The organism is Stenotrophomonas sp. STEN023, from assembly GCF_056760135.1.
Window position 1 is genome coordinate 21625 of the sequence record NZ_JBRREF010000015.1, and the last position, 26527, is coordinate 48151.

The 26527-nt window shown below is 63.8% G+C and carries 21 protein-coding genes; 13 read left to right on the top strand and 8 right to left on the bottom strand.

The genetic code is table 11. The annotated features are described in order from the left end of the window. Positions 1 to 8: 8 nt before the first annotated feature. Together rpsA and cmk are read right to left on the bottom strand one after the other, a co-directional pair. Entirely contained in the window at positions 9 to 1694 is a 1686-nt protein-coding gene (gene rpsA / locus ACVOLV_RS06410) for a 30S ribosomal protein S1 (protein WP_062167945.1), read from the bottom strand. A gap of 192 nt (positions 1695 to 1886) precedes the next feature. Beyond that, the gene (gene cmk, locus ACVOLV_RS06415) at positions 1887 to 2561 is read right to left on the bottom strand and encodes a (d)CMP kinase (protein WP_481553667.1); all 675 of its coding nucleotides are present in this window, start codon (positions 2559 to 2561) and stop codon (positions 1887 to 1889) included. 189 nt (positions 2562 to 2750) lie between these two features. Between cmk and ykgO the strand changes: the two genes are divergently transcribed. From ykgO to ACVOLV_RS06445, 6 genes are all read left to right on the top strand, one after another. Further along, the gene (ykgO, locus tag ACVOLV_RS06420) at positions 2751 to 2876 is read left to right on the top strand and encodes a type B 50S ribosomal protein L36 (RefSeq protein ID WP_005409283.1); all 126 of its coding nucleotides are present in this window, start codon (positions 2751 to 2753) and stop codon (positions 2874 to 2876) included. Positions 2877 to 3073: 197 nt separating this feature from the next. Beyond that, positions 3074 to 3403, top strand: a complete 330-nt coding sequence (locus ACVOLV_RS06425; RefSeq protein ID WP_481553668.1) for a hypothetical protein — start codon at positions 3074 to 3076, stop codon at positions 3401 to 3403. 71 nt (positions 3404 to 3474) lie between these two features. Next, positions 3475 to 4512 (top strand): agmatine deiminase family protein, encoded by a 1038-nt coding sequence (locus ACVOLV_RS06430; RefSeq protein WP_481553669.1) that lies wholly within the window; start codon positions 3475 to 3477, stop codon positions 4510 to 4512. A 492-nt stretch (positions 4513 to 5004) separates the two neighbouring features. Beyond that, positions 5005 to 5892, top strand: coding sequence for a carbon-nitrogen hydrolase (locus tag ACVOLV_RS06435; protein ID WP_481553670.1), 888 nt, complete (start codon positions 5005 to 5007; stop codon positions 5890 to 5892). A gap of 11 nt (positions 5893 to 5903) precedes the next feature. Further along, the gene (locus ACVOLV_RS06440; protein WP_481548975.1) at positions 5904 to 6434 is read left to right on the top strand and encodes an N-acetyltransferase family protein; all 531 of its coding nucleotides are present in this window, start codon (positions 5904 to 5906) and stop codon (positions 6432 to 6434) included. Then, entirely contained in the window at positions 6427 to 7659 is a 1233-nt protein-coding gene (locus tag ACVOLV_RS06445) for a TraB/GumN family protein (protein ID WP_481553671.1), read from the top strand. The genes ACVOLV_RS06440 and ACVOLV_RS06445 overlap by 8 nt, the downstream gene beginning before the upstream one ends. Before the next feature lie 390 nt (positions 7660 to 8049). On the opposite strand, the gene ACVOLV_RS06450 is transcribed toward ACVOLV_RS06445, so the two are convergent. From ACVOLV_RS06450 to ACVOLV_RS06460, 3 genes are read right to left on the bottom strand one after another with little or no spacing between them, the layout of a single operon-like run. Next, a complete protein-coding gene (locus ACVOLV_RS06450; protein WP_481553672.1) occupies positions 8050 to 11121 on the bottom strand; it encodes an efflux RND transporter permease subunit in 3072 nt (1023 codons plus the stop codon). Positions 11122 to 11125: 4 nt separating this feature from the next. Further along, positions 11126 to 14593: an efflux RND transporter permease subunit gene (locus tag ACVOLV_RS06455; protein ID WP_481553673.1), complete on the bottom strand. Its 3468-nt coding sequence runs from the start codon at positions 14591 to 14593 to the stop codon at positions 11126 to 11128. After that, positions 14590 to 15726 (bottom strand): efflux RND transporter periplasmic adaptor subunit, encoded by a 1137-nt coding sequence (locus ACVOLV_RS06460; protein ID WP_481553674.1) that lies wholly within the window; start codon positions 15724 to 15726, stop codon positions 14590 to 14592. Before ACVOLV_RS06460 ends, ACVOLV_RS06455 begins: the two co-directional genes overlap by 4 nt. A gap of 221 nt (positions 15727 to 15947) precedes the next feature. Here ACVOLV_RS06460 and ACVOLV_RS06465 point away from each other — a divergent pair, with 221 nt between their 5' ends. The 3 genes from ACVOLV_RS06465 (at position 15948) to ACVOLV_RS06475 (ending at position 17288) form a co-directional block, all read left to right on the top strand. Then, positions 15948 to 16337: a c-type cytochrome gene (locus tag ACVOLV_RS06465; protein WP_303749704.1), complete on the top strand. Its 390-nt coding sequence runs from the start codon at positions 15948 to 15950 to the stop codon at positions 16335 to 16337. Positions 16338 to 16346: 9 nt separating this feature from the next. Continuing rightward, entirely contained in the window at positions 16347 to 16808 is a 462-nt protein-coding gene (locus ACVOLV_RS06470) for a c-type cytochrome (RefSeq protein WP_481553675.1), read from the top strand. A gap of 195 nt (positions 16809 to 17003) precedes the next feature. Then, positions 17004 to 17288 carry a hypothetical protein gene (locus ACVOLV_RS06475; RefSeq protein WP_481553676.1) on the top strand — a complete coding sequence of 95 codons (285 nt, stop codon included), beginning with the start codon at positions 17004 to 17006 and terminating at the stop codon, positions 17286 to 17288. Between the two features lie 232 nt (positions 17289 to 17520). On the opposite strand, the gene ACVOLV_RS06480 is transcribed toward ACVOLV_RS06475, so the two are convergent. Both ACVOLV_RS06480 and ACVOLV_RS06485 read right to left on the bottom strand, forming a co-directional pair. Then, positions 17521 to 19323 carry a hypothetical protein gene (locus ACVOLV_RS06480; RefSeq protein ID WP_481553677.1) on the bottom strand — a complete coding sequence of 601 codons (1803 nt, stop codon included), beginning with the start codon at positions 19321 to 19323 and terminating at the stop codon, positions 17521 to 17523. Between the two features lie 13 nt (positions 19324 to 19336). Then, complete coding sequence (locus ACVOLV_RS06485) at positions 19337 to 19936, bottom strand: NfuA family Fe-S biogenesis protein (protein ID WP_481513707.1); 600 nt, start codon at positions 19934 to 19936, stop codon at positions 19337 to 19339. An 88-nt stretch (positions 19937 to 20024) separates the two neighbouring features. Between ACVOLV_RS06485 and ACVOLV_RS06490 the strand changes: the two genes are divergently transcribed. Genes ACVOLV_RS06490 through zupT form a run of 3 tightly spaced genes read left to right on the top strand, consistent with a single transcriptional unit; the run spans position 20025 to position 21609 of the window. Continuing rightward, positions 20025 to 20372: a 4a-hydroxytetrahydrobiopterin dehydratase gene (locus ACVOLV_RS06490; RefSeq protein WP_481553678.1), complete on the top strand. Its 348-nt coding sequence runs from the start codon at positions 20025 to 20027 to the stop codon at positions 20370 to 20372. 1 nt (position 20373) lies between these two features. Beyond that, the gene (locus tag ACVOLV_RS06495; protein WP_481553679.1) at positions 20374 to 20790 is read left to right on the top strand and encodes an energy transducer TonB; all 417 of its coding nucleotides are present in this window, start codon (positions 20374 to 20376) and stop codon (positions 20788 to 20790) included. Positions 20791 to 20799: 9 nt separating this feature from the next. Further along, entirely contained in the window at positions 20800 to 21609 is an 810-nt protein-coding gene (zupT, locus tag ACVOLV_RS06500; RefSeq protein WP_481534962.1) for a zinc transporter ZupT, read from the top strand. 182 nt (positions 21610 to 21791) lie between these two features. Here the strand turns inward: zupT and ACVOLV_RS06505 are convergent, their stop codons facing one another. Next, positions 21792 to 22763 (bottom strand): RluA family pseudouridine synthase, encoded by a 972-nt coding sequence (locus ACVOLV_RS06505; RefSeq protein ID WP_481553680.1) that lies wholly within the window; start codon positions 22761 to 22763, stop codon positions 21792 to 21794. A gap of 411 nt (positions 22764 to 23174) precedes the next feature. Between ACVOLV_RS06505 and rne the strand changes: the two genes are divergently transcribed. Continuing rightward, positions 23175 to 26423: a ribonuclease E gene (gene rne, locus ACVOLV_RS06510; RefSeq protein ID WP_481553681.1), complete on the top strand. Its 3249-nt coding sequence runs from the start codon at positions 23175 to 23177 to the stop codon at positions 26421 to 26423. The last annotated feature ends 104 nt before the right edge of the window (positions 26424 to 26527 follow it).

Below are 26527 nucleotides of genomic sequence, written 5' to 3' on the forward strand. Positions count from 1 at the left end.
GAAGCCGATTACTCGGACTTGTTGCCGTTCAGCTGTGCACGCAGCAGCGCGCCGAGCTGGGTGGTGCCGCTGGATGCCGAAGAGGACTGGTATTCCTCCAGCACTTCGCGCATTTCGGCATCGTCCTTGGCCTTGATCGACAGCTGCAGGGTACGGCCCTTGCGGTCCATGCCCACGAACTTGGCTTCGACCTTGTCGCCGACCTTCAGGAACTGGGTCGCGTCGTCGACGCGCTCGTTGGCGACGTCACGTGCCGAAACGTAGCCTTCGATGCCGTCAGCCAGCTCGATGGTTGCGCCCTTGGCATCAACTTCCTTGACGACGCCTTCGACCTTCGAACCCTTCGGGTTGGCAGCCATGTACTGGCCGAACGGGTCCTGCTCAAGCTGCTTGACGCCCAGCGAGATGCGCTCGCGCTCCGGATCGACGGCCAGGACCACTGCGTCCAGGGTGTCGCCCTTCTTGAAGTTGCGAACCACGTCTTCGCCGGTGGTGTTCCAGCTGATGTCCGACAGGTGCACCAGGCCGTCGATGCCGCCGTCCAGACCGATGAAGATACCGAAATCGGTGATCGACTTGATCTGGCCGGAAACCTTGTCGCCCTTCTTGAAGATGGCAGCGAAGGTTTCCCACGGGTTGGCAGCAACCTGCTTCATGCCCAGCGAGATACGACGACGCTCTTCATCAACGTCCAGCACCATCACTTCGACTTCATCACCAACCTGGACAACCTTGGACGGGTTGACATTCTTGTTGGTCCAATCCATCTCGGACACGTGCACCAGGCCTTCAACGCCCGGCTCGATCTCAACGAATGCGCCGTAATCGGTCACGTTGGAGACCTTACCGAACACGCGGCTGTTGGCCGGGTAACGACGTGCGATGTTGTCCCACGGATCTTCGCCCAGCTGCTTCAGGCCCAGCGAAACGCGGTTGCGCTCGCGGTCGAACTTCAGCACGCGCACGTCCAGCTCGTCGCCGACGTTCACGACTTCGGACGGATGGCGCACGCGCTTCCATGCCATGTCGGTGATGTGCAGCAGGCCGTCGATACCGCCCAGGTCCACGAATGCGCCGTAATCGGTCAGGTTCTTGACGACACCCTTCAGGATTGCGCCTTCCTGCAGCTTGTCCATCAGCTGCTCGCGCTCTTCCGAGTGCTCGCTCTCGACAACTGCACGACGCGACACGACCACATTGTTACGCTTGCGGTCCAGCTTGATGAGCTTGAATTCCAGCTCCTTGCCTTCCAGGTAGGCCGGGTCGCGCACGGGGCGCACATCGACCAGCGAACCGGGCAGGAATGCGCGGACATCCTTGATGTCCACGGTGAAACCACCCTTGACCTTGCCGCTGATGCGGCCGGTGATGGTTTCGTTCTTTTCCAACGCTTCTTCCAGCTCGTCCCACACCATGGCGCGCTTTGCCTTCTCGCGCGACAGGACGGTTTCGCCGAAGCCGTTCTCGATCGAGTCGAGGGCAACCTTCACCTGGTCGCCCACGCCCACGTCGATCTCACCAGCGTCGTTACGGAACTGTTCGATCGGCACGATGCCTTCGGACTTCAGGCCGGCATTGATGATCACCACGTCGCCGCGGACATCAACGACGGTACCGATAACGATGGCACCGGGCTTCAGCTTGGCCAGATTGGCCTGACTGGCTTCAAACAGTTCTGCAAATGATTCGGTCATTAGATTTACTCAGTTGAACATATGGACAGCGGATCTGTTGCGAAAACCCGTACTGTCCAGCCTGTTGGACGACCCCATGACAGCGGCCGCATGTGAATGAAAAAGCCCACCACGCACCATTGCGCAGCGGGTTGTTGCAACATCTCTGTGCGACTGCGATCGATCAATTGATCGCACTCAACGCTGCGAGGATCAGGCTTCCTTGGAAACCAGACCCAGCACCTTGGCAACGACGTCGTCGATGCCAATACCGCTGGTGTCGATGAGGATGGCGTCTTCGGCCGGCCTCAGGGGCGCCACTGCGCGCTGTGCATCACGGGCGTCGCGGGCCATGATCTCACGCAGGAGGTCTTCAAAGTTAACCGAAACCCCTTTTTCTTTCAACTGTTTATGCCGCCTCTCAGCTCGCTCCTCGGCGCTCGCAGTCAGGAAAACCTTGAATGGGGCATCCGGGAAGATGACGGTACCCATATCGCGGCCATCGGCCACCAGCCCCGGCAGAACCCTGAATGCGCGCTGTCGCTCCTTCAGCGCCGACCGCACCTCCGGAATGGCCGCAATCGCCGAAGCCAGCGCGCCCGTGGTTTCCAGCCGCAGCTCATCGGTAGCGTCGGTGCCATTGACCAGCACCCGCAGGTTTTCGCCCTGCTCCACGAACTGCACCTTGGTATCAAAGGTGCAGCGGACCAGCGCCGACGCATCGGAGGTATCGATATCTGCCCAGCTGGCAGCCACACCCACCGCACGGTACAGCGCACCGGAATCCAGGTAGTGCCAGTCCAACTGGCGCGCCACGATGCGACTGACGGTTCCCTTGCCAGCCCCGGAGGGGCCATCAATGGTGAGAACGGGGGGCAATTGACTCATCTGGATGCCTGTCTGGAGCGAGAATCAGGCTATTCTAGCGCCCCGCACCGCCCTTCCCGCACGTGTTTGTACGCAAGCACTTGAACTGGCATGGAAATACCCGGTAGAATGGCGGGCTTGAACGAGCGTTATCCTGCATATCCGCGGCCGCGCTCCTGAGATCCCTACAGTTATCCGCCGAGGTATGCCATGAAAGTTCTGTCCTCCCTGAAGTCGGCGAAGGCCCGTCACCGTGATTGCAAAGTTGTGCGCCGTCGCGGCAAGATCTTCGTGATCTGCAAGTCGAACCCGCGCTTCAAGGCTCGCCAGCGCTGAGCCAACTGGCGCAAGCCAGTGCCTGATCCGCAAGGATCGGGCAACGTCAAAAAGCCGCCCTCGGGCGGCTTTTTGCGTAGGTGCCTACGCGCCGGGATGACGCTACGTTGGACACATGCAGCAATAGCGACATGAAACCGTACTTTTGTCGCCGTTTTTTGCTGTAATCGCAGCCTGTCCTCTGGGGAGATGTGACCATGAAGCAAGCATTGAAAATTCTGGGCCTGATCGCTGTTCTGGCCGCCGTACCCGCAGCGCACGCCGACACCCTGTTGATCGAGCGCGCACAGGAAAAACCGGCCCAGGCCATTCCAGCCCGCGGCCAGAGCATGACCGAGGTGGAGTCCCGCTTCGGCGCACCGAGCGAGCGCCTTGATCCGCGCGGCGGCCAGAAGCAGCAGTGGCCGACCATCAACCGCTGGGTTTACCCCGCGTTTACCGTGTATTTCGAAAAGCAACGCGTGATTGACGTGGTGGCCCGCCAGGCCAGCCCGGATGAAGTCGGGCCCAAGCCACCGATCCGCTGACTCTTTCCCGGCAGCCGGCGATCCAGCCGGCTGCCCCAACGCCCACTCCGGGCCGACTGCATCCGAGAAGAATGAACGACACGCTCCGCTTTCCAGCCGAATGGGAAACCCAGTCCGGCGTATTGATCGCCTGGCCGAACGCCGACACCGATTGGGCCGAGCGCCTGGCCGAGGTTGAGGAAACCTACATCGCGCTGGTCAGCGCCATCACCCGCTACCAGCCGGTGTTGATCTGCGTGGCCGATGACGACATCGAGACCTACGCCGAGATGCGCCTGCGCTCGAACCGCGTGGACATGGAGCGCGTGACCTTCGTCAGTGCCGCCTATGACGATACCTGGCTGCGCGACTCCGGCCCGATCACGCTCAAGCGCGGCGACGGCAGTTTCCAGCTGCTGGATTTCCGTTTTACCGGCTGGGGTGGCAAGTTCGAAGCCAGCCTCGATGACCAGCTGGTTGGCGTGCTCGACCAGGCGCAGGTGTTCAACAACGCGCAGGTCCGCAGCATTCCGTTCGCGCTGGAAGGCGGCGCCATCGACACCGATGGCGCCGGCACCTTGCTGACCACCTGGAAGTGCCTGCACGAACGCCACCCCGAGCGCGACCGCGACTCGCTCAGCGCCGACATGGCCAGCTGGATGCAGCAGGACCGCGTGCTGTGGTTGGATCACGGCTATCTGGAAGGCGACGACACCGACGCCCATATCGATACCCTCGCCCGCTTCGCCTCGGTCGACAGCATCGTCTACCAGAACTGCGACGACCCGCAGGACTCGCACTACGCCGAACTGCAGGCGATGGGCGCCGAACTGGCCGCATTGCGCACCAGCGACGGCAAGCCCTACCGCCTGTTCCCGTTGCCTTGGGCCGAACCGGTGCTCGATGAAGGCCGCCGCCTGGCAGCCTCGTATGCCAACTTCCTGATCATCAATGGCGCGGTATTGATGCCTGCTTATGGTGACGCCGCCGATGACGCTGCGCGCGACGTACTGGCCCAGGCCTTCCCGGACCGCGAGATCGTGCAGGTCCCCTGCCGCTCACTGATCTGGCAGAACGGCAGCCTGCACTGCATCACCATGCAGCTGCCAGCCGGCCTGCTGAAGCACTAATCGCCGCACCTGTAGTGCCGAGCCATGCTCGGCAGAGGCTTCACGAGCGAAAAGCCGCCCTCACCCCAACCCCTCTCCCGTACACGGGAGAGGGGCTCAAAGCGTAGTGCCGAGCCATGCTCGGCAGAGGCTTTACCAGCGAAAAGCCGCCCTCACCCCAACCCCTCTCCCGCACGCGGGAGAGGGGCGCAAGCGTAGTGCCGAGCCATGCTCGGCAGAGGCTTTACCAGCGAAAAGCCGCCCTCACCCCACCCCCTCTCCCGTACACGGGAGAGGGGCTCAAAGCGTAGAGCCGAGCCATGCTCGGCTGAACATGTACGTAGCAGATCCGGATTGCACGGTCCTGGGCGAAAGGCAGCCGAGCATGGCTCGGCTCTACCTGAGAAGCGCAAGCGACCGCATGCGCGCCGCAGCCCCTTCCGTTCAGCCCATACCGCATTGCCGGCCCGCATCCGCGTTAACATGCGCGTTTTCCCCCGCAGGATCGCAGCAATGAACTCGCGCAGCCCTCTTACCGTCGCCCTGGTGCAGGAACGCAACCACGGTGATGCCGCCGCCAACCTGGCCGTGATCGACGCACGCGTAGCCGAGGCTGCCGCGCAGGGCGCGAGACTGGTGCTGCTGCAGGAACTGCATAACGGCGCGTACTTCTGCCAGCACGAATCGGTGGACGAATTCGATCTGGCCGAGCCGATCCCCGGTCCGAGCACCGAGCACCTCGGTGCGCTGGCCAGGAAGCATGGCGTGGTCATCGTCGGCTCGCTGTTCGAGCGTCGCGCCGCAGGCCTGTACCACAACACCGCCGTGGTCTTCGAAAAGGACGGCAGCTTGCTGGGCAAGTACCGCAAGATGCACATCCCCGACGACCCGGGCTTCTACGAGAAGTTCTACTTCACTCCGGGCGACATCGGCTTCAAGCCGATCGAGACTTCGGTGGGTCGCCTCGGCGTGCTGGTCTGCTGGGACCAGTGGTACCCGGAAGCCGCCCGCCTGATGGCGCTGGCCGGTGCCGAACTGCTGCTCTACCCGACCGCGATCGGCTGGGACCCGGACGACGTGCAGGACGAGAAAAACCGCCAGCGCGATGCCTGGGTGCTGAGCCACCGCGGCCATGCCGTCGCCAACGGTGTGCCGGTACTGAGCTGCAACCGCGTCGGCCACGAAGCCTCGCCGCTGGGCGCTTCCGGCATCAACTTCTGGGGCAACAGCCATGTGCTCGGCCCGCAGGGCGAATTCATCGCCGAGGCCGGCACCGACCCGACCCTGCTGGTCTGCGACGTCGACCTGCAGCGCAGCGAGCACGTGCGCCGCATCTGGCCGTTCCTGCGTGATCGCCGCATTGATGCCTACGGCGACCTGCTCAAGCGCTACATCGACTGACCGGACCTGACATGACCCTGCAGCTGCGCACCGCAACACCCGCTGACATCCCGGCCATCACCGCGATCTACGCGGTGGAGGTGCGCGAGCTGGTCAACACCTACGAGTACGAAGTGCCCGCCGCGTCGGAAATGGCGCAGCGCATGCAGGACATCACCGCACGCGGCTTCCCCTATCTCGTCGCCACCATCGACGACGAGGTAGCCGGTTACGCCTATGCCAACAGCTACCGTGCCCGCATCGCCTATCAATGGACCGTGGAGAACTCGGTCTACGTTGATGCTCGCTTCCAGGGCCAGGGCGTTGGCAAGGCCTTGATGCAGGCCTTGATCGACGAATGCACCGCGCGCGGCTACCGGCAGATGATCGCGGTGATCGGCGAACCGACCAATACCGCATCGATCAAGCTACACGAACGTTTCGGCTTTGAGCTGGTTGGCGTGTTCCGCGGCCTCGGCCGCAAACATGGCCGCTGGCTGGACACCGTGCAGATGCAACGCGCACTCGGCGACGGTGCCGACAGCGCCCCCTCCAATGAATGAAGCAATGACTGACACCTCTATTGAGACCGGCGGCGAAGTGCTCGCCGGCCAGCCCGTGCGCGTGGTTGAACGCGACGGCGTGCGTTACACCTTGCTGGGTACCGCCCACGTATCCGCCGCCAGCGTACAAGCTGTCGAGCAGGCAATCGCCAGCGGTCAGTACGACGCGGTCGCGGTTGAACTGGACCCACAGCGCCTGCAGGCGTTGACCAATCCGAACGCCTTGGCACAGCTCGATCTGGTCGAGGTGATCCGCAAGGGCCGCGTGGCGCTGTTTGCCGCCAACCTCGCCCTGGCTGCTTATCAGCGACGCCTTGCCGAGCAATTGGGTATCGAGCCCGGTGCCGAGCTCAAGCGCGCGGTGGAACTGGCCAAGGCCAGCGACCTGCCGGTGCACCTGATCGACCGCGATGTCGGCCTGACCTTCCGTCGCGCCTCGCAGAGCCTGGGCTTCTTCGGCAAGATCAAGCTGGTGATGGGACTGGGCGCTGGCCTGTTCTCCTCGGAAGACGTCGGCGAAGACGAGATCGAGAAACTCAAGCAAGGCGACATGCTGGAGTCGAGCTTCGGCGAGTTCGCCAATGAAAGCCCGGCGCTGTATCAGGCCATCATCGGCGAGCGTGACCGCTACATGGCCACGCGCCTGCGCGAAGAGCACAACAGCGAGCAGCGCAATGTGCTGGCGGTTGTTGGCGCGGGTCACCTTGCAGGACTGGCACGCTATCTGGAAACCGATACAGAAGCACCCAGCCCACTGCGCGAGCAGCTGGAGTCGGTGCCGAAGAAGCGCAACATCCCTTGGATCACGCTGGGCATCCTGGCCATCGTGCTCGGCGGTATTGGCTTTGGCTTCTGGAAGGGCGGCATGGGCATGGGTGCCGACATGCTGCTGACCTGGGCGATGTTCACCGGCGGCCTGGCTGGCTTGGGTGCATTGCTTGCTGCCAGCCATCCGTTGAGCATTCTGACCGCGATCGTGGTTGCGCCGTTCAAACCTTTCCGCCTGAGCATTCCCACCGGTGCGTTTTCGGCGCTGGTGGAGACCCGGCTGCGCAAGCCGACGTATCAGGACTTTCTGCAGCTGCGTGACGATGCCCAGAGTGTGAAGGGTTGGTACCGCAATCGCGTTACCCGCATCGTGCTGACTTTCATGCTGACCAATCTGGGCAGCATGCTGGGCTTGTGGCTTACCGGCTTCAGTGTGTATGGGAAGTTGGCTGGGTGAAGCTTTGGCTTTGAGGCTTTGGCTTTGAGGCTTTGGCTTTTGAGCTTTGGCTTTGAGGCCTTGGCTTTGAGCTTTGGTTTAAAAGCTGTAAGTGCTTTAAAAGCTTAGAAGCGCCCTCACCCCTACCCCACTCCCCCATGCGGGAGAGGGGATTGGCTCTCCTGCATTTTCTTTTGCTGCTGCATCGCCGGCTTCGGCGGCGGAAGCGCGATCGCCAGCTTTGGCTTTGGCTGTTGCTTTGGCTGTTGCTTTGGCCTTTGATCCAGCCTGTGCCTTGCTGTCCCCTCTCCCGCATGCGGGAGAGGGGGAGGGGTGAGGGCGGCTCTTGCTTCAGCTTTCGCTGTTGCCTTCGCTTTTCGCTACAGCAACAGCCTCCCTGCCCTCGACCAATCAGCCTTCTACAACAGCCGCTTGCTCCACCGGCGGCAAGCCGCGCGCACGCCGCACCAACCGTGCCGTGCCGGTACGCAGATCATCCAGCAACGCATAGATGGTCGGCAGGAACAGCAGGCTGACCACCGTCGAGAACGCCAGACCACCAGCAATCGCGCGCGCCATCGGGTAGTACGGCGGCATGCCGTCAGCGGTGGTCGTGTTCAAGGCAATCGGCACCATCGCCAGGATCGCCGTGCCCATCGTCATCATGATCGGCCGCAGACGCTCACGGCTGCCCTCAATCAGGGCTTCCGTGCGCGACACCCCACGTCGGCGCAGATTGTTGATGTGTTCGATCATCACGATACCGTTGTTCACCACCACGCCCATCAGCACCAGGATGCCGATCACCGCCATGATGTTCATCTCGGTGCCGGTCAGCCAGAACAGCCAGTACACGCCGTAGATCGAGAACAGCACGCAGGACATGATCGCGGCCGGGAACAACAGCGACTCGAACACCGCCGCCATGATCACCACCATCAGGATCAGGGCGATGAAGATCGCACTCACCATCTGGTCCATGCCGTCGAAGTTGATGTTGAATCCCGCGCCGTTGAACGTATAGCCGTAGCCAGGCGGGAACTGCACGCGGTCCAGGGTCTCCTCGACGGATTTACGCGCCTGGTCCATCGGCACGTCCTTGGCCAGGCCAGCCTCGATACGCAGCATGGTCTGCCGGTTCAAGCGCTGGATCGAGTTGGCCGCTGGATTGACGTTGACATCCACCATCGCCAGCAATGGAATCTCCTTGCCACTGGAACTGCGCACCATGAACGAAGACAAGTCCTCGATGCTGTAGTTCTCCGAGCCCGAGAAACGCACGTTGACCGGAATCTCGACGTCATCACGGTGGAAGTCACGCAGCGATGAGCCACGTAGCGCCATGCCCACGAACTGCGCCACCTGCTGCGCACTGAAGCCATACGACGCTGCACGTTCGCGGTTGACCCGCACCGCCAGCTCGGCGTTGGCATCACCAACGTCCACGCGCACATCGCGCAGCTTGGGATTGCGCGCCAGGATTGGCACGATGTCGTCGGCCAACTCGCGCAGGGTCTGGCTTGAATCACCGACCAGACTGAAACGCAGGCCCTGCCCTTCGCTGCCCATGCCACCCGGCCAGCCGATACCGATCTTGGCGCGTGCCGACTGCGGCAAGCCCTTGCGCACCTCTTCCTCGATCTTCTTGCTCTGCTCGCGGTCGTCAACGGTCAGGTACAGGCGCGTCTGCGCCCAGCCCTGCTCGGCGAAACGGCTGTAGACGCGCTTGATCTTGAACGCGTCGCGGTTGGCATTGACGAAGTCCTCGACCCGCTGCACTTCCTTGCCCATCTCCTCCTTGGAGTAGGAGCCCTTCCATTGGTAGAAGATGTTGATCTCATCCGGATCATTGTCATCGCCACCACCGGTGGTATGGGTCATCGGCCATACGCTGAGCACCGACACCAGCACGATACCGGCCACGCTCCAGCCGCGGTTCTGCAGGGTCCAGCGCAATATCCGCGCATAACGCTCCTGCAAACGGCTGATGAACGGCGACTTCAAGGCCGGTGGCGTCTTCATCCGCGCCGACAGCATCGGAATCAAGCTCACCGCCACCAGCCACGAGGCCAGCAACGAGAACGAGATGGTCAGCGCCAGCTGGGTCAGGTAGATGGTGATGATGTTCTTCTCGCCGAACATCATCGGCAGGAACACCACGCAGTGGCACAAGGTGCCGGCCGACAATGCGATCGCCACATGGCGGGTACCGATGATGGATGCCATCTCCGGTTTGCCGGGGTATTTCTCGCGTTCCTGGTAGATGCTCTCCACCACCACCACGGCGTTGTCCACCAACATGCCTACCGCCAGCAACAAACCCATCATCGAGATGATGTTCAGGCTGATGCCGGTGAAGTACATGAAGCCCAGCGTCATGATGAAACAGATCGGGATCGCCATCGACACCATCAGCGTCGACGGCCAATGGCGCAGGAAGGCGTACAGCACGATCACCGACAGCAGCAGACCAATCGCACCGGCCTCGGCCAGGGCCAGCAGTGAACTGGTGACCGCCTTGCCGGAATCCCAGGCAATCTCGATATCGACACCGCGCAATGCCGGATCCTCGCCCAACAGCGCGACTTCCTTGGTCACAGCGCGCGACAGGTCCACCAGGTTCGCCGAGCGCTCCTTGTAGATGTCCACGCCCACGCTGGGCTTGCCTTCCATGCGCCGCACATAACTCATGCGCTGCGGTTGCAGGCTGACCTCGGCGATGTCCGACAGGCGGGTACCGCGGTTGTTGACCGGCAGGTCGCGCAGCTCCTGCACTTCCAGCAGCTCACCCTTGGGCTGCACGCGCAGGCGGCGGCCGTCCTCGGTGATCTGCCCGGCCGATACCGCGAAGTTGGCTGCCTGCAGCTTCTGCACCAGATCATTCAGGGCAACGCCATGCGCGCTGATGCGGTCCTTGTCCAGCGCGATCAGCACTTCCTGCTTGGCAACGCCCTCCACTTCAACACGGGCCACGCCGGGCAGACGCTCCAGGCGTTGCTTGATGGCACGCTCGATCATGTCAGCGCGCGCGGTCAGGTCCTCGGCACTGTTCAGGCGCAGGCTGATCGCTTCCTGGTCGCTGGTGCTCCAGCGCTGCACGTAATAACGGCGGAAGTCGTCCGGCAACTCGTCACGCACCGCGTCGATGCGCTCACGCGCTTCGGAGGCGGCCATGGCGATGTCGCGGTTCCAATCGCTGAACTCGACCTGGATCTGGCCACCCTCGGCATTGGCGCGCGAGTTCATCGTCTTGATGCCGGGCATCGTGGCGATGGCCTCTTCAACCGGCCGCAGCAGGTTGCGCTCAACTTCTTCCGGGGTCGAACCCGGGTACGGCAGTGCGATGAAGAAGAACGGGATCGATGCTTCCGGCTCGGACTCCAGCGGCAGCTTGAACGCAGCGATCAGGCCGATCACCACCATCGATACGAACAACATGATGGTGGTGACGGGGCGGCGGATGGACAGCTCGGTGATATTCATCCGCTCAGTCCTTGATGCCGCCGATGGGGTCCTGCTCATGGCTCAAAACCTGCTCGGCCTGGGCCATCGCCTGGCGTGCACGACGGCCGCGCTCGGCGTAATACTCGTCCGGTTTGCGGTCCAGCAGGTCGTACACCACCGGAATCACCAGCAGGGTCAGCAGGGTCGAGACCAGCAGGCCACCGATCACCGTGATCGCCATCGGCGAGCGCACTTCGGCACCTTCACCAAAGGCCAGGGCCAGCGGCAGGAAGCCGAACACCGCGCACAGCGTGGTCATCATGATCGGCCGCAGACGCGAACGTGCGCCCTCAACCAGGGCCTCACGCTTGGCCACGCCTTCCTCACGCAGCTGGTTGACCTTGTCGATCAGGATGATGGCGTTCTTCACCACCAGGCCGACCAATAGAATCAAACCGATGAATACCACCACCGAGACCGGCGAGCGTGCCAACAACAGAGCCGCAACCGCGCCAACCAGGGCCAGCGGAATGGTGAACAGGATCACGAAGGGATGCAGCAGCGATTCGAACTGCGATGCCATCACCAGATAGACCAGGAACACCGCCAGCGCGAAGGCGAACAGCAGCGAGCGGATCGACTCACCCAGCTCCTGGCCCTGACCGCCGATATGCATGCCGACATCAGTGCCCAGCGGGTTCTTGGCAACCATGCTCTGCACTTCGGTGATGGCCTTGCCCAGGTCGATGTCGCGCAGGTTGGCCGAGACAATCGCCACACGGCGCTGGTCGGCGCGGTGGATTTCGCTCGGACCGGTGGTGGCGATGACATCGGCCACCGAGCCCAGCTCGATTGGCTTGGCACCGCTCGGGTTGACGATCAGGCGACGGATGTCGTTGACCGAGGAACGCTCCGATTCCTGCACGCGCACCAGCACGTCGATCTTGCGATCGCGGAAGCTGTAACGGGTAGCGACATTGCCCTTGACCTTGTTGACCACCGCATCGGCGATCTGGCGCGTGGTCAGGCCGAGTGCCGCAGCGCGGTCCTGATCGAACACCACCTGGATTTCCGGGAAGCCCTGCTCCACCGTCGACTTGACGTCGGCATAGTGCGGGTTCTCGCGCAGCATGCCAGCCAGGCGATTGCCGGCAACGCGGATGTCATCGAGATTATTGCCCTCGATTTCGATTTCCAGCGGCGGCGACAGCGCGAACAGTTCCGGGCGGGCGAAGTCCACCTGCGCTGACGGCCAGGCCTTCATGGTCTCACGCAGCTTCTCGGTCAATGCCGGTTCCAGCTTGGTGTCATTCATCACCACCGACAGCTTGCCGATGTTCTCGCCGCTCTCGGTCGGGCTGGCATCCAGGCGGGTACCAGTACCGGAGACGCCGTACAGCAGGCGCACACCTTCTTCGCCGGCATGCTTGCGCTGCACTTCACGCACCAGTGCATCGGTCTGCGCCAGTGGCGTGCCCGGCGGCAGCTTGGCAGTCATCTCGAAGCGATCCTGGGCCAGCTGCGGCAGCAGGTCCACGCCCAGCAGCGGCAGCGCAGCCAAGGTCAGGCCAAAGGCCAGGGTTGCAAAACCCAGGATCGGCCACGGACGCTTCAGTGCCGCCGGCAGCGCGCGCAGATAGCCAGCTTCCGCGCGGCCATACGGCGCCATTGCCAGATCGCTGGCCTTGCGCATCACCGGGCCGACCACCGCAGAAATGCCACGGAAGATCCGCACCACGCTCCAGGCCAGGAAATAGAAACCATAGCGGAACATCGCGCCGATGCCGCGGCCTGCATAGGCAGCCGGCTTCTTCCAGCGGCTTTCGGGGCGCCACGGCTCACGCGGGGCCTCGGCCGGGAACTCCAACGGCGGGCGGCCCTTGAGTGCGCTGAGCATCGGAATCAGGGTCATCGACACCACCAGCGACACCGCGATGGCGATCGACACGGTCAAGGCCTGGTCGCGGAACAACTGGCCGGCAATGCCTTCGACGAAGACCAGCGGCAGGAACACCGCGATCGTGGTCAGGGTCGAGGCAACCACCGCCATGAACACTTCGCGGGTGCCTTTGATCGCCGCTTCCAGAATACCCATGCCGCGCTCACGCGCCTTGGCGATGGATTCAAGCACCACGATCGAGTCATCCACCACCAGGCCGGTGGCCAGCGCCAGGCCGCCCAGCGACATCACGTTCAAGCTCAAGCCGAGCTGGCCCATGAAGAAGAACGTGGCGATGATCGAGATCGGCAGCGACAGCGAGATCACGAAGGTGCTCCAGCCATCACGCAGGAACAGGAAGATGATCAGCACCGACAGCAGGCCGCCGATCACCGCATCGATCTTGACGTCCTTGATGGCGTGGCGGATGAAGACCGACTGGTCCTCCACCATCGTCATCTCGATGTCCTTGGGCATTTCCTTGCGGATGGTTTCAAGCCGTGCTTCCAGCGCATCGGCGGTGGAAACGGTATTGGCGTCGCCTTCCTTGTAGACCGCGAGTTCGACAGCTTCATGGCCGGCAGCGCGGATTACCGCTTCGCGCTCCTTGTAGCCCTGCCGCACTTCCGCCACGTCCTTCAGGCGCACGCTGGGTGCGCTGCTGCTGCCATCGCTGCGCATCGCCGCGATCACGTTGGGATCGCTGCTGCCGAGGATGGCAGACATCAGCTGGCGGTTCTCACCGGCCGAGCTGGCGGTGCTGGAACCACTGGCCGTGGTCAGCAGCATCTCGCGCATCTGTTCGACCGTGGCGAACTGGTTGACGGTACGCACCAGGTAACGCTGCGAACCTTCTTCCAGACGACCGCCGGAAAGATTGACGTTCTCCTGCTGCAGGCGCTGGATCACCGTGTCCAGCGACAGACCGAGCGCGGCCAGCTTGCGCTGGTCGATATCGACCTGGATCTCATCCTCAAGACCACCGCCGACCTTGACCGCAGCCACGCCGCTGACCGGCTCCAGCTTGCGCTTGAGGTCTTCATCGGCATAGCGACGCAGCTCCATCAGGCGGCGCACTGCATCGGCGTCGTTGCCAGCGTCCTGCTTGGACGACAGCGCCAGCCGCATGATCGGCTGGGTCGAGGGATTGAAGCGCAGCAACACCGGCGGCTTGGCCTCCAGCGGCAACTGCAGCGTCTCCATCTTGTCGCGCACGTCCAGCCCAGCCTGCTGCATGTCCGTGCCCCAGGCGAATTCCAGCACCACGTCGCTCTGACCCGTGCGGGAAATGGACTTGAGCTTGCGCAGACCCTTGACGATGCCCAGCGCCTCTTCGGCCGGCTGCGAAATCAAGGTTTCCACCTCGGCCGGCGCTGCACCTTCGTAATCGGTACGCACGGTCAGGGTGGGATAACTCAGGTCCGGCAGCAGCTCGACCTTCAGGCTGGACAGCGAGATCAGGCCAAACAACACCAGGGTCAGCGTCATCATCGCGATGGTGACGCGGCGGCGGGTGGCGAACTCGATCAGATCGAAGCCACCGCCGGAAGCCGACGGTCCGTGGTCACTCATTGTTTGGTCGCCTGTGCGGCTGCCGGCGCCTTGGCCGCCGCTGCGACCGCCTTCTCCTTGCCGATCACCTGCACCGCACTGCCTTCACGTAACGCAGCCTTGCCGGCGATGACGACTTCATCACCCTGCTTCAGGCCGTTGCGCACCTCAATGAAGCCAGCATCGTCGTAACCCAAGGCCAACTCGGTACGCACGGCCTTGCCGTCACGCACCACATAGACCGCCGGCTTGCCGCCGTCTTCCAGCAGCGCGGTACGCGGCACCACCAGCGCATCGGCGCGCTGGTCGTAGTTGATGCTCAGGCGGCCGAACATACCGGCCTGCAATGCGTCTTCGCCGGTGAACGTCGTCACCACGCGGAAGGTGCCGGTGCCGTTGTCGACCACTGGCGCAACACGATCCACCGTACCGGTGAACGGCTTGCCCGGCAGCGCGTCAACCTGCAGCGATACGGCCTGGCCCGGCTTGAGCTTGGCGATTTCGCGCTCGGGCACATTGAGGGTGGCTTCGAGCTGGGCGCTGTCGACGATGCGGATGATCGGCGAGTTGATCTGCACGAAGTTGCCCGGCTTGATGTCACGCGAGGCGACCACGCCGCTGATCGGCGCGACCACCGTCGTGTAGGACAACTCCAGCGTCGCCATCCGGTACATCGCCCGTGCGTTTTCCAGGTCATAGCGCAGCTGGTCCACGTCAGCGGCGCTGACCAGCTGCTGCTGGACCAGCTTCTCGGCGCGGTGATAGCTGTTCTCGAGCTTGCGCATCTGGGCTTCGCTCTGTGCGACGCTCAGGCGCGCACGGTCCGGATCCAGCCGAACCAGTGCCTGCCCGGCGCGTACCAACTGGCCCTCCTCGACCAGCACCGCCAGCGCCACACCGGAGGTCTTGGCGACCACCTGCGACTCAGCGCGCGGCTCAAGCGCGGCGGTACCGGTATAGCTGGCGGCAATGGCACGGCGCTCGGCCTTGGCCACTTCCACCGGCACGGCGTCGCTGGCCTTCTGCTCATCCGGCGTCTTGGCCTTGGCTTCCTCGCCACCGGCTTTGCAACCGCCAAGCAACAGGGAAGTGGTGATCAGGAGTGCAGCAGCGCAGCTTCCGGTGCGGGCGTGCAGAGTGAAAAGTCGCGACATCGTCTTGTCCCTGGGGATGCGTAGGCAGGTGTTGTAGCAAAGTATTGCACCACCCCACACCCACACCATGCCCCGAAAGTCATGGTTACCACTAATAGGTATGAGTTACCGCAGTGCAGCATCCAAGCACCTGTTCCGAACAGGTAAATACGCGGGCTATACTCGGCCCGTTCCTCTTCCCCACGGCGGAACAACAGACCCGCTCACCGGACAAGGAAACCATGCGCTCGCAGCCGCTCGCCGCTTGTTTCGCTCTGGCTTTTGCCCTGCTCTCCGGGGCCGCCCACGCTGATACGCAGTCTGCTACACCCGCCGTGTCTCCCGCCCCTGCGCCTGCCGCCGCTCCCGCGCCGGCCAGCAGCGGCAATGCCGACGCCGGGCGCACCTTGGCTTACACCTGCCAGGGCTGCCACGGCATCACCGGCTACAAGAACGCCTACCCGAGTTATCGCGTGCCGAAGATCGGCGGCCAGTCAGCGCAATACCTCACCCAGGCCCTGACCGAGTACCGCGAAGGCAAGCGCAAGCATCCCACCATGCAGGCGCAGTCGATGAGCTTCAGCCCGCAGGACATCGCGGACCTGTCTGCTTACCTGTCCACCATCAAATAAGCATCGCTCATGTCGAAAGCCACGCACGCAACGCGTCTCGCCATCGTCTTGTTCGCTGCCTGTTCCTTGGCTGCCTGTTCGCAGTCCGAGGTCGAATCGTCCGGCAAGTCCGCCGCCGATCCGGGCCACGCCAGTGGTGAACATGGTTCCCGTTCCTCCGCCGGCTTACCGCAAGGGCGCATCGCTGCCGGCGAGCACTTGGCCAATGCCAAAGGCAAGGCAACCGGGCAGAGCTGCATCGACTGCCACGGCGCCGACGGCAACAATCCGATCGACCCGACCTACCCCAAACTGGGCGGCCAATATGGCGACTACCTCGCCCACGCCCTGCAGGCCTACCGTGGCGGTAGCCGCGACCACATGCTGATGACCCCGCAGGCGCAGAACCTGAGCGATCAGGACATCGCCGACCTCGCCGCCTATTTCGGCAGCAGGCCAAGCCAATTGCGCGACCTGCACGGCGTGGATTGAGCGCAACCATCGGGGCACCGCACTGACACAACAAAGCCGCCCTCGGGCGGCTTTGTTTTCAATACGCTTCGCATTGTTTGTGGGAGCGGTGTAAGCCGCGAAGCTGACACTGATGGAGCACCACTTACTTGTGCCACCTCAAGCGCCATCTGCATCGCGGCTTACATCGTTTCCACAACGGATACCTGATCACGCATGCCACTCTATCGATGTTCGATCTGCGGCGAGAACTTCCCGGGTGCCCTGCTGGGCAAGCCCTCGCCCATTGGCTTCTATGCAACCCGCTTCGTGGAGGCAGCAACCCGAGATGAGGCAGAAGCGCAGGTTCTGGATCTGCTTCGAGACGAGGATGTACTGCAAATTCCTGCTGAACTACGCAACGAGGACGCCCGGGTTTTCTTCGAGGAGATCGCAGAGGTCAGCGCCGGCAGCGAGCGTGTACCGAACTCCGGTTTCACATTCTTCGTCATGGGCAGCTGAATTCCTGAGGACAAAAGCTGTTGCAGCTGTACGTCAACAATCCCAAGGTGCGCTGCGGTCACCTCAGCTACGTTGCTTGGTCTGCACCAAGCATCGCTTGTGGGAGCGGCGTACGCCGCGAAGCTGGCACTGCCGAAGCCCAATGCATATGCGGCATCTGATTCGGCATGAGCTTCGCGGCTTACGCCGCTCCTACAAGAACCAACGCGGCATGCGGCGCACCGCTGGACACTCAGCGACTGCCGTTATCTTCCTGCAGCTCTTTCTTGAACGGAATATCCGGCGGCGGCCGCGCTTCCGCGGGTTGCTCCTGCATGTTCGGGTTGGTCAGGCCACAGCCGCCACCGAACTGCAGCATCGACACCACGCAGGAAATCTTGCTGTTGGAGCCCGGGATCGGTATCTCCACGCTCTTGATGCCCTTGCGCACCCACTCGGCCAGCAGCGACTCATTCGGCGCCCAGTACTTGTCGAACGAGGTTGGAGTGAAACCGTAGGGCGGGCGCTTGAGCCAGGTGCCGGACTCGGCGATGCGCTCACGGCTCCAGGTATCGGTATCCCCGCCGGGCGCGCCGCGCCTGGCCGCGTCCTGCGACTGCCCCTCATTGCCGCCAAGCTTTACGCTGCCATCGGCGTTGAAGAGCCCTGCCCCCTTGTCAGCCTGACCGCCAGCGCTGCCAGCAACCTGACGCTGGGAAGCACCCCAATCATCGCCACGCGTCGGCGCAGCCCAACCGCCACTGCGGTCGGCAGGTTTTGGTCCAGCTCCCGGGCTTGTACCCGGACGTGGACTCGGATTGGCGGCCGCAGCCTGCCCCGTAGCGCGCGCCGCGCTCGTCGAAGTGCTTGCCTGTGCCGTGCTGGCGGATGCCTGGGCTGCAGCGGGAGCACTCGAAGCCAATGTTGCCGGCTTGTCCGGCACGCCTGCTACCGAACGCTCACGCACCGCCGTTGTTGGCGTCCTTACCTGCACTTCGGCGTTGCGTGCGGGCACCGCAGCCATCGCTACCGATTCCTGCGGTGCGGTTTCGATCTGGCGCTCACGCACACCCAATTGCGGCGTACGCACCTGCACCTGCGTCTCGCGCACGCGCGGCTGGGCGAGCGTGACCGATTGTTGCTCGGCGACATCGATCTGGCGCTCGCGCACCTGTACCTGGGATGGGCGCGGCTGCACGGCGATCTCTGCGGGCTGGCGCAGGGAAGGAACTGGTTGCGGACGATCAACCGCAGTTTCGACAGTACGCTCACGCACCTGGGTTTCCCGCGTGCGAAGTGTCGGCGCAGCCACCGTGACCGGTGGCACGATGAAATCGGTGGTTGGCCTGGTCGTTTCAGTAACCTGCAAAGGCTGCTCGACAGGCGGCGCAGGCTCAGGCGTTGCTGGTGCAGCCGCAGCTTCCGGCACCGCTTGCGCAACCGGCGGTTGCTCGACGTGCTGCTCGACGTGCTGCTCGGCCTGCTGTTCACTGGGTGCAGCTGCGGCACTCGCTGCAGGCGGCGAAACCTGCGTTTGCGTGGAGCCTGCAGCCTGCGCCACGGCCGCCGCAGCGCCCGCACCGGCCTCCGCATCCGGCGCACCACCGCCTTCATCCTGGGCGGTGCCATCGCCAATGAACTCCACCTGCACGCGCTCGCCTTCCTCGGCGTTCTGCTCGGGCACATTGCTGCGCACCAGCGCCACCCATAGCAGCAGCAAGGCAAACAGCACGTGCAGGCCGGCACTGAAGAAACCGGCGAACCAGCGCAGACCACGCTGGTCGCGCGGCGGCGGATCGCCTCCATTCCAGAACAGCAGCACGATGATCCGCCACAACGGCAGCGGTGCAGCCACGGCGTCGCGCGGGCGTGGCGGTCGCGCTGCCATGACCCCGGCAGCATCAGCATCAACAAACGCCGACAGCCCCCTGGACACGCGCGTGCGCAGCCAGTTGCTCCAGCTATACGGCATGCCGGTGCGGCGATCGTGCAGGATGCTGGTCTGCCGGCGCGCGGCCAGCAGATTGATCAGCTCGGTAACCGATGTCACCGGCATGCGTGGTAGCGGCTCAGCCCGCGCCGTCGCGCGGGATATACGGCGCCTGACCGGTTTCGTGGTCGGTGGCGTCGCGCACGGCGGTGATGCCCGGCACCCGGCCCATCAAAGTCTTCTCGATCCCCTGCTTCAAGGTCACATCGGCCATGCCACAACCATGGCAGCCACCGCCGAAGCGCAACAGCACCACGCCATCGGCCGACACTTCCTGCACCGCGACACGTCCACCATGCGAAGCCAGCTGCGGATTGATTTCGTTCTCGATCACCCAACGCACACGCTCGACGATGGACGCTGCATCGCCGGGGGCTTCCCCCTTGATCTTGGGCGCCTTGATGGTCAGCTGCTGGGTTCCGGCAGCCTGGGTGACGATGTCGATTTCGGCGCCGTCCAACCACGCCACACTGGTGGCAGCGATATACAAGGTGAAGCCATCGCAGTCCACGGCCCACTCATCACCGAGCAGGTCAGCCGGCTCGGCAAATTCAAGCCGCGCATCGGCGCTGGGGGTTCCCGGGTCCATCGCGCTCAGGCGCACACCCATTCCGGGCACGGCCTCGCGTTCGATCAACTTGCGGAAATGCGTTTGGGCGGTATCTGATATCTGGATCATGCGGGTATTCTAGCCGTGTCTTGGTTGCCACCGATGGGACAGTGATTCCAACGACGGCACAGTTCAGTCACCTGTTATGGAGGTTTGCATGGCCCCTGATCTCATCCCGCTGGCACAAGCGCACTGCAGCCCGCGCCGGGGCAGCGAATATCGCCTCAGCCAGGCCCGCATCGCCGAGCTGCTGCCGCAGGTCCCGGGTTGGGAGCTGGCCGAGAACGGCCAGGCCCTGACCCGTACATTCCGCTTTGACAACTACCACGGCACCATGGCGTTCGTGAACGCGCTGGCCTGGGTTGCGCACCGCGAAGACCACCACCCTGACCTGGGCGTGCACTACGACCGCGCCGTTGTGCGCTTTTCCACCCACGATGTGGGCGGCCTGAGCGAAAACGACTTCATCTGTGCCGCCAAGGCATCCGCACTAACGGAGCAATGACATGAAACTGCGTCTGCTGTTCGCTGCATTGGGCACCGTGGCCACCTTGAGCGCCTGCAACTCCTCCGACCAACCGCCCGCGCCGACCGTCGCCCCGACCGAAGTGGCTGCCGTGCAGACCCCGCCGCCGGACTACCCGGCCGAACTGGCCTGCACCGGCGTCGGCGGCAAGAGTGTGCTGCGCGTGGTGGTTGGCCCGCAGGGCACGCCTACCGAGGTCTCGCTGGTCACCAGCAGTGGCAACAGCCAGCTGGACGACTCCGCCGCCCGTCGCGTGCGCGAGTGGAAGTTCAACCCGGCCACCCGCAACGGCCAACCGGTGCCCACCACTATCCAGGTACCGGTCAGCTTCAACCCGCCGGACCCGAAGCCGAATGAGTGCTTTGCCATCGAAGAACGCGCGCGTCGTGGCAGCTGATCACGACTGATGCATCCGGTTACCCCCGAAAATCTATGGATGGCCTTCGGGCTGACCCTGGCTGCCGGCCTGGCGACCACCGTCGGCAGCCTGATGGTGGTGTTCTCCAGGCGCCCCAACCCGCGCCTGCTGGCCTTTGGCCTAGCCTTTGCCGGCGGCGCGATGGTCTATGTGTCGCTGTCGGAGATCCTGAACAAGTCCGTGGCCTCGTTCGCGCTGGCTTATGGCGACCGTCTCGGCTTCACCTACGGCACGCTCTGGTTCCTGGGCGGCGTGCTGCTGGTGGTGTTGATTGACCATTTCGTGCCCAACCCGCACGAAACATTGGACAAACAAGACCCTGCGTTCAAGGAAAAGACCCGCAGCAACATCCGCCGGGTCGGCCTGCTCAGCGCAGTGGCGATCACCGCACACAACTTCCCGGAAGGCTTGGCAACCTTCTTCGCCACCCTCGAAAGCCCGTCGGTCGGCCTGCCGCTGGCCTTTGCCATTGCCATCCACAACATCCCCGAAGGCATTGCCATCGCCGTACCGGTGTACTTCGCCACCGGGCGCAAGTCCTATGCGGTTTTCGCCAGCCTGCTGTCTGGCCTGGCCGAGCCGGTTGGCGCCGCCATCGGCTACTTCGCTCTGGCCGGCTCGCTGTCCCATGCCACCTTCGGCGCGGTATTCGGGCTGATCTCCGGCATCATGGTGTTCCTGGCCCTGGATGAACTGCTACCGGCCGCCAAGCGTTACGCCAAGGGCCACGAGACCGTCTATGGACTGGTGATCGGCATGGCGACGATCGCGGTGAGCCTTGTGCTGTTCAAGTGGTAGGAGGCAGGGAGCGACACGCAACCCTGCCAGATCCGGAACCGGTTCTTTTGTGGGAGCGGCGTAAGCCGCAAAGCTTACACACCATCAGACATCCGGGATGCGGGAGGCTCCAAGCAAGGTCAGCTTCGCGGCTCACGCCGCCCCCACAAACCCTTGCCCCCCCCGATCCCGGCGTCAGACCTTCAAAGCCTGTTCATCGCCTCAACCAGATCCGGCGGCAGCGGCGCATTCAGCACATAAGGTGTCTTGCCGCCGTCCAGCGCGAACTCCAACGAGGCCGCGTGCAGGAACAGGCGTTTAAGCCCGATCTGCTCACGAAAGCGCTTGTTGACTGCAGGATCGCCGTATTTGTCGTCACCAGCGACCGGATGGCCGATGTGCTGGGCATGCACGCGGATCTGGTGGGTACGCCCGGTCTCAATCCGGACTTCGCAGTAGGACTGGCCGCCGCGACGCTCCAACACCTTGAAATGACTCAGCGACGGCTTGCCGATCGCATTCACCTGAACGTGGCGCTCGCCGCCCTGGCGCAGGCCGACATGCAGCGGCGCGTCCACACTCATCACGCCGTCGGGCATGCGTCCGGCCAGCAAGGTCAGGTAGCGCTTCTGGATGCCGCCATGGTCTTCACGCAGCAAGGCCTGCAGCTCGACCAGTGCCGAACGCTTCTTGGCGAGGATCAGCAGGCCGGAGGTGTCCCGGTCCAGCCGGTGCACCAGTTCCAGGTTCATGTTCGGCCGCAGCGCGCGCATGGTCTCGATCGCACCATGGCTGATACCGCTGCCGCCGTGGCTGGCGACGCCAGTCGGCTTGTTGATCACCAACAGCTTGGCGTCCTCGAAGACGATGGCTTCTTCCATACGCTGCAGGAAGCTGCTCGGCGGCGGCGCTTTGTCTCCAATCTCATTGAGATTGACCGGCGGAATACGCACCTCTTCGCCGCCGTCCAGCTTGCGGTCGGCCTTGGCGCGGCCACCATTCACGCGGACCTGGCCACTGCGGACCAGTTTGTAGACCAGGCTGCGTGGCGCGCCCTTCAGCTGACCCAACAAAAAGTTGTCCAGTCGCTGTCCTGCCCTGTCTTCGGGCACTTTGATCATGCGCACGCTGCTCTTGGCGGCAGGCGGTGCGTGGGGCTTGTCGGAATCAGTCATCGGCCTATTTATTCTGCTACACTCGGGGGGCGATATAAGGGTTTGATTTCGTTGGAAGTTGGTCAGGGCCAGAAGCCCCGCTCCCTACGAATCCGGCACAGTGCGCGGCCACCGCCCCCGGGGCGGCCATGTTAGCGGCTCGTCGGCGTTCCCGGCCATCGCCGGATGCCAAAAAAGCATCCGAGCTGGACGAAACCCATGTCCCGCGCGACGCCATCGGCCACGGCCGCGGGCGGCCGCCGGCCCTGAAACACCTAAAACAAGAAAGAAGCGCTCCCGCGGCCTGCCGTGGTGTCGTAGCGCTGGAAACCCAAGCCGCCCTGCCCGCGCCTGCGCGAATGGGCGGCGAACCGTGTCCAGAGGCGAAACCCCATGGCGTTCCGCGCGGTAGCAGCGCGCGAGGAACGCACAATGAAGCGAATGCTGATCAATGCCACGCAGGCTGAAGAACTGCGCGTGGCCATCGTCGACGGGCAAAACCTGTACGACATCGACATCGAGCAACCGTCCAAGGAACAGAAGAAGTCCAACATCTACAAGGGCCGCATCACCCGTCTTGAGCCGTCGCTCGAGGCTGCCTTTGTCGAGTACGGCGGCGACCGCCATGGCTTCCTGCCGCTCAAGGAAATCTCCCGCGACTATTTCCAGGCGGGCGTGGACCACAACAAGGCCTCCATCAAAGAACTCCTGCGCGAAGGCCAGGAAATCGTCGTGCAGGTCGACAAGGAAGAGCGTGGCAACAAGGGCGCCGCCCTGACCACCTTCATCTCCCTGGCCGGCCGTTACATGGTGCTGATGCCGAATTCCCCCTCTGCCGGCGGCGTGTCCCGTCGCATCGAGGGTGAAGACCGCGCCGCCCTGAAGGAAGCGCTGGACAAGCTGAACATCCCTGACGACATGGGCGTGATCATCCGCACCGCCGGCGTTGGCCGCGATGCCGAAGAGCTGCAGTGGGATCTGGACTATCTGTTGCAGGTATGGCGTTCGATCGCCGAAGCCGCACTGACCAAGCCGGCCCCGTTCCTGATCTACCAGGAATCGCGCCTGATCGTGCGCGCCCTGCGCGACTACCTGCGCTCGGACGTCGGTGAGATCCTGGTCGACACCGAAGAGCTGTACGAGACCGCGCGCGACTTCATGCAGCAGGTGATGCCGCAGACCCTGCGCAAGCTCAAGCATTACAAAGACGACATCCCGCTGTTCAACCGCTTCCAGATCGAATCGCAGATCGAGGCGATCTACGAGCGCAACGTGCGCCTGCCGTCCGGCGGCTCGATCGTGGTTGACCAGACCGAGGCGCTGACCGCGGTCGACGTCAACTCGGCCCGCTCCACCAAGGGCAGCGACATCGAAGACACCGCCTTCCAGACCAATCTGGAAGCCGCCGAAGAAGTCGCCCGCCAGCTGCGCCTGCGCGACCTGGGCGGCCTGGTGGTCATCGACTTCATCGACATGTCCTCCAGCAAGCACCAGCGCGAAGTCGAAAACCGCCTGCAGAATGCGCTGAAGTACGACCGCGCCCGCGTCCAGCTGGGTCGCATCTCGCGCTTCGGCCTGATGGAAATGAGCCGCCAGCGCCTGCGTCCGAGCCTGGGCGAATCCAGCCAGATCGTCTGCCCGCGTTGTGACGGCCAGGGCCGCATGCGCAGCATCGAGTCGCTGTCGCTGTCCATCATCCGCGTTGCCGAAGAGCATGCGATGAAGGAGAACACCGGACAGGTGCTGGTCCAGGCCCCGGTCGAGATCGCCAACTACCTGCTCAACGAGAAGCGCAGCGCCCTGCGTGAAATCGAGCAGCGTCACGACGCGCCCATCGTCATCGTTGCCGATGAGCAGCTGCACACCCCGCACTACGAAGTCACGCGCCTGCGCGACAACGAGCTGGGTGAAGAGTCGAGCAAGCCCAGCTACCAGCGCGGCACCCCGCGCAAGCTGCCGGTGCATGCACTGACCAAGGCTCAGCTGAACATCCCGGCGCCGGCCGTGACCCACGTCAAGCACAGCCAGCCTGCGCCGATCCGTGAAGTCGTCGAAGCCGCCCCGGCTCCGGCACCGGTTGCCGCACCTGTCGCTCCCGCCGCTGGCGGCGTGATGGGCTGGCTGAAGCGCGTGTTCGGCGGCGAACCGGCCCCGGCCGCACAGCCGGCACAGCCGCAACGCCAGGACAACGGCCGCAACAACCGCAACGAGCGCGGCAACCAGCGCCGTGATGGCCGTAACGGCCAGCAGGGTCGCGGTGGCAACGGCAATGCAAATGCGGGTGGCAACGCCAACGGCAACCGCCGTGATGAGCAGCGCCGCGAAGATCGTCGCCAGAACGCAGACAAGCCGCAGCAGCAGGCCCAGCCGCAGGCGCAGAACAACGCCCAGCAGCAACCCAAGCAGCGCAATGAGCAGCCGCGCGGCGAGCAGGCCCAGCAGCAGCCCAAGCAGCAGCGCAACAACGAGCAGCAGCAGGCCAAACAGCCCAAGCAGCCGAAGCAGCCCAAGCCGCAGCAGGACGCCGACAAGCAGGCCCAGCAGCAGAACGTGCAGGGTGAGAAGCCCGCACGCCAGCAGCAGCCACAGCAGGAAGCCGCTCGCGCAGCTGCACCGGCCGTCGCAGCACCGGTCGTTGCCGCAGCAGCGATTGTTGCCAACGAAGCCATTGCCAACACCGATGCCGCGGTGAAGGACACCAACATCGCTGCCGAGATCGCCAAGCCGGCGGTCGTCGCCGAGGAGCAGCCGGCAGTGGCTGTGGTTCTCGACGAGAACGGCAACCCGGTTGCAGCAGCTGAAGACGGTGCCGGCGAAGCCGGTGGTCGTCGCCGTCGCGGTCGCCGCGGTGGCCGTCGTCGCCGTCGTGGCAATGGTGAAGGCGCAGCCGCTGGTGAAAACGCGGGCGGTGACGAGGACGGCCTGGACGCTTTTGATGATGCCGATGGCGAAGTCAATGAAGCTCCGGCCAAGCCCGCCAGCAGCCAGCCCGAGTTCGAGTTCGATGACGAGCCCGCAACCCCGGCCGCACCAGTGTCCGCTCCGGTAGCAGCAGCCAAGCCGGTTGTTTCCGCACCCGTGCAGGTTGCCGCAGCTGTTGTTGCCGCAGCACCCGTCGCTGTTGTCGAAGCAGCTGCATCGGCACCGGTTGCTGAAGCCCCGGTCGCTGAAGCCTTTGTCGCAGCAAGCGCACCGGCTCCAGTCGCTCCCGTCGAAGTGGCAGCTGCCGCTGAGCCGGTAGTCGTCAAGGCCGAGCAGGCGGCCAGCGCCCCGGTGGAAACCGTCGCTGAAGCAGTCGTGGCAGCACCGGTGGTCGCCTCTGTGGAGGTGCCCGTCGCTGCCCCGGAAGTTGTCAGCGCACCGGCAGAAGTCGCCGCTGCACCGATCGCGCCGGCCGCCGCTGCTGAACCGGTCAACGCAACCCCGATCAGCGTCCAGCAGCCGGAACCGCCCGCAGCAGTAGTTGCACAGCCTGCAGCACCGGAGAACGGGCAGTTGTTCGCCCAAGCCCCAGTTGTTGAGGAAACTGCCGAGAAGCCGGTCGTCGAGACTGCAGCGCCAGCCGCGGTGGCTGCACCGACGCCTGTCGTAGCCGCTCCTGCCGTAGACGCGGAAAGCGTCGCAGCAGAGACGGATGCCGAGGCCGAGAAGCAGGAAGACGACCAGCCGCGCAGCGTCTGATCCGTCCAAGCAAGTTGAAAAGCAGAAAGCGGCCCTGGGGCCGCTTTCTGCTTTTCTGGGCCATGCAATCAGAGCGCCGAAGGTTCATCGCCGTTGTAGGAGCG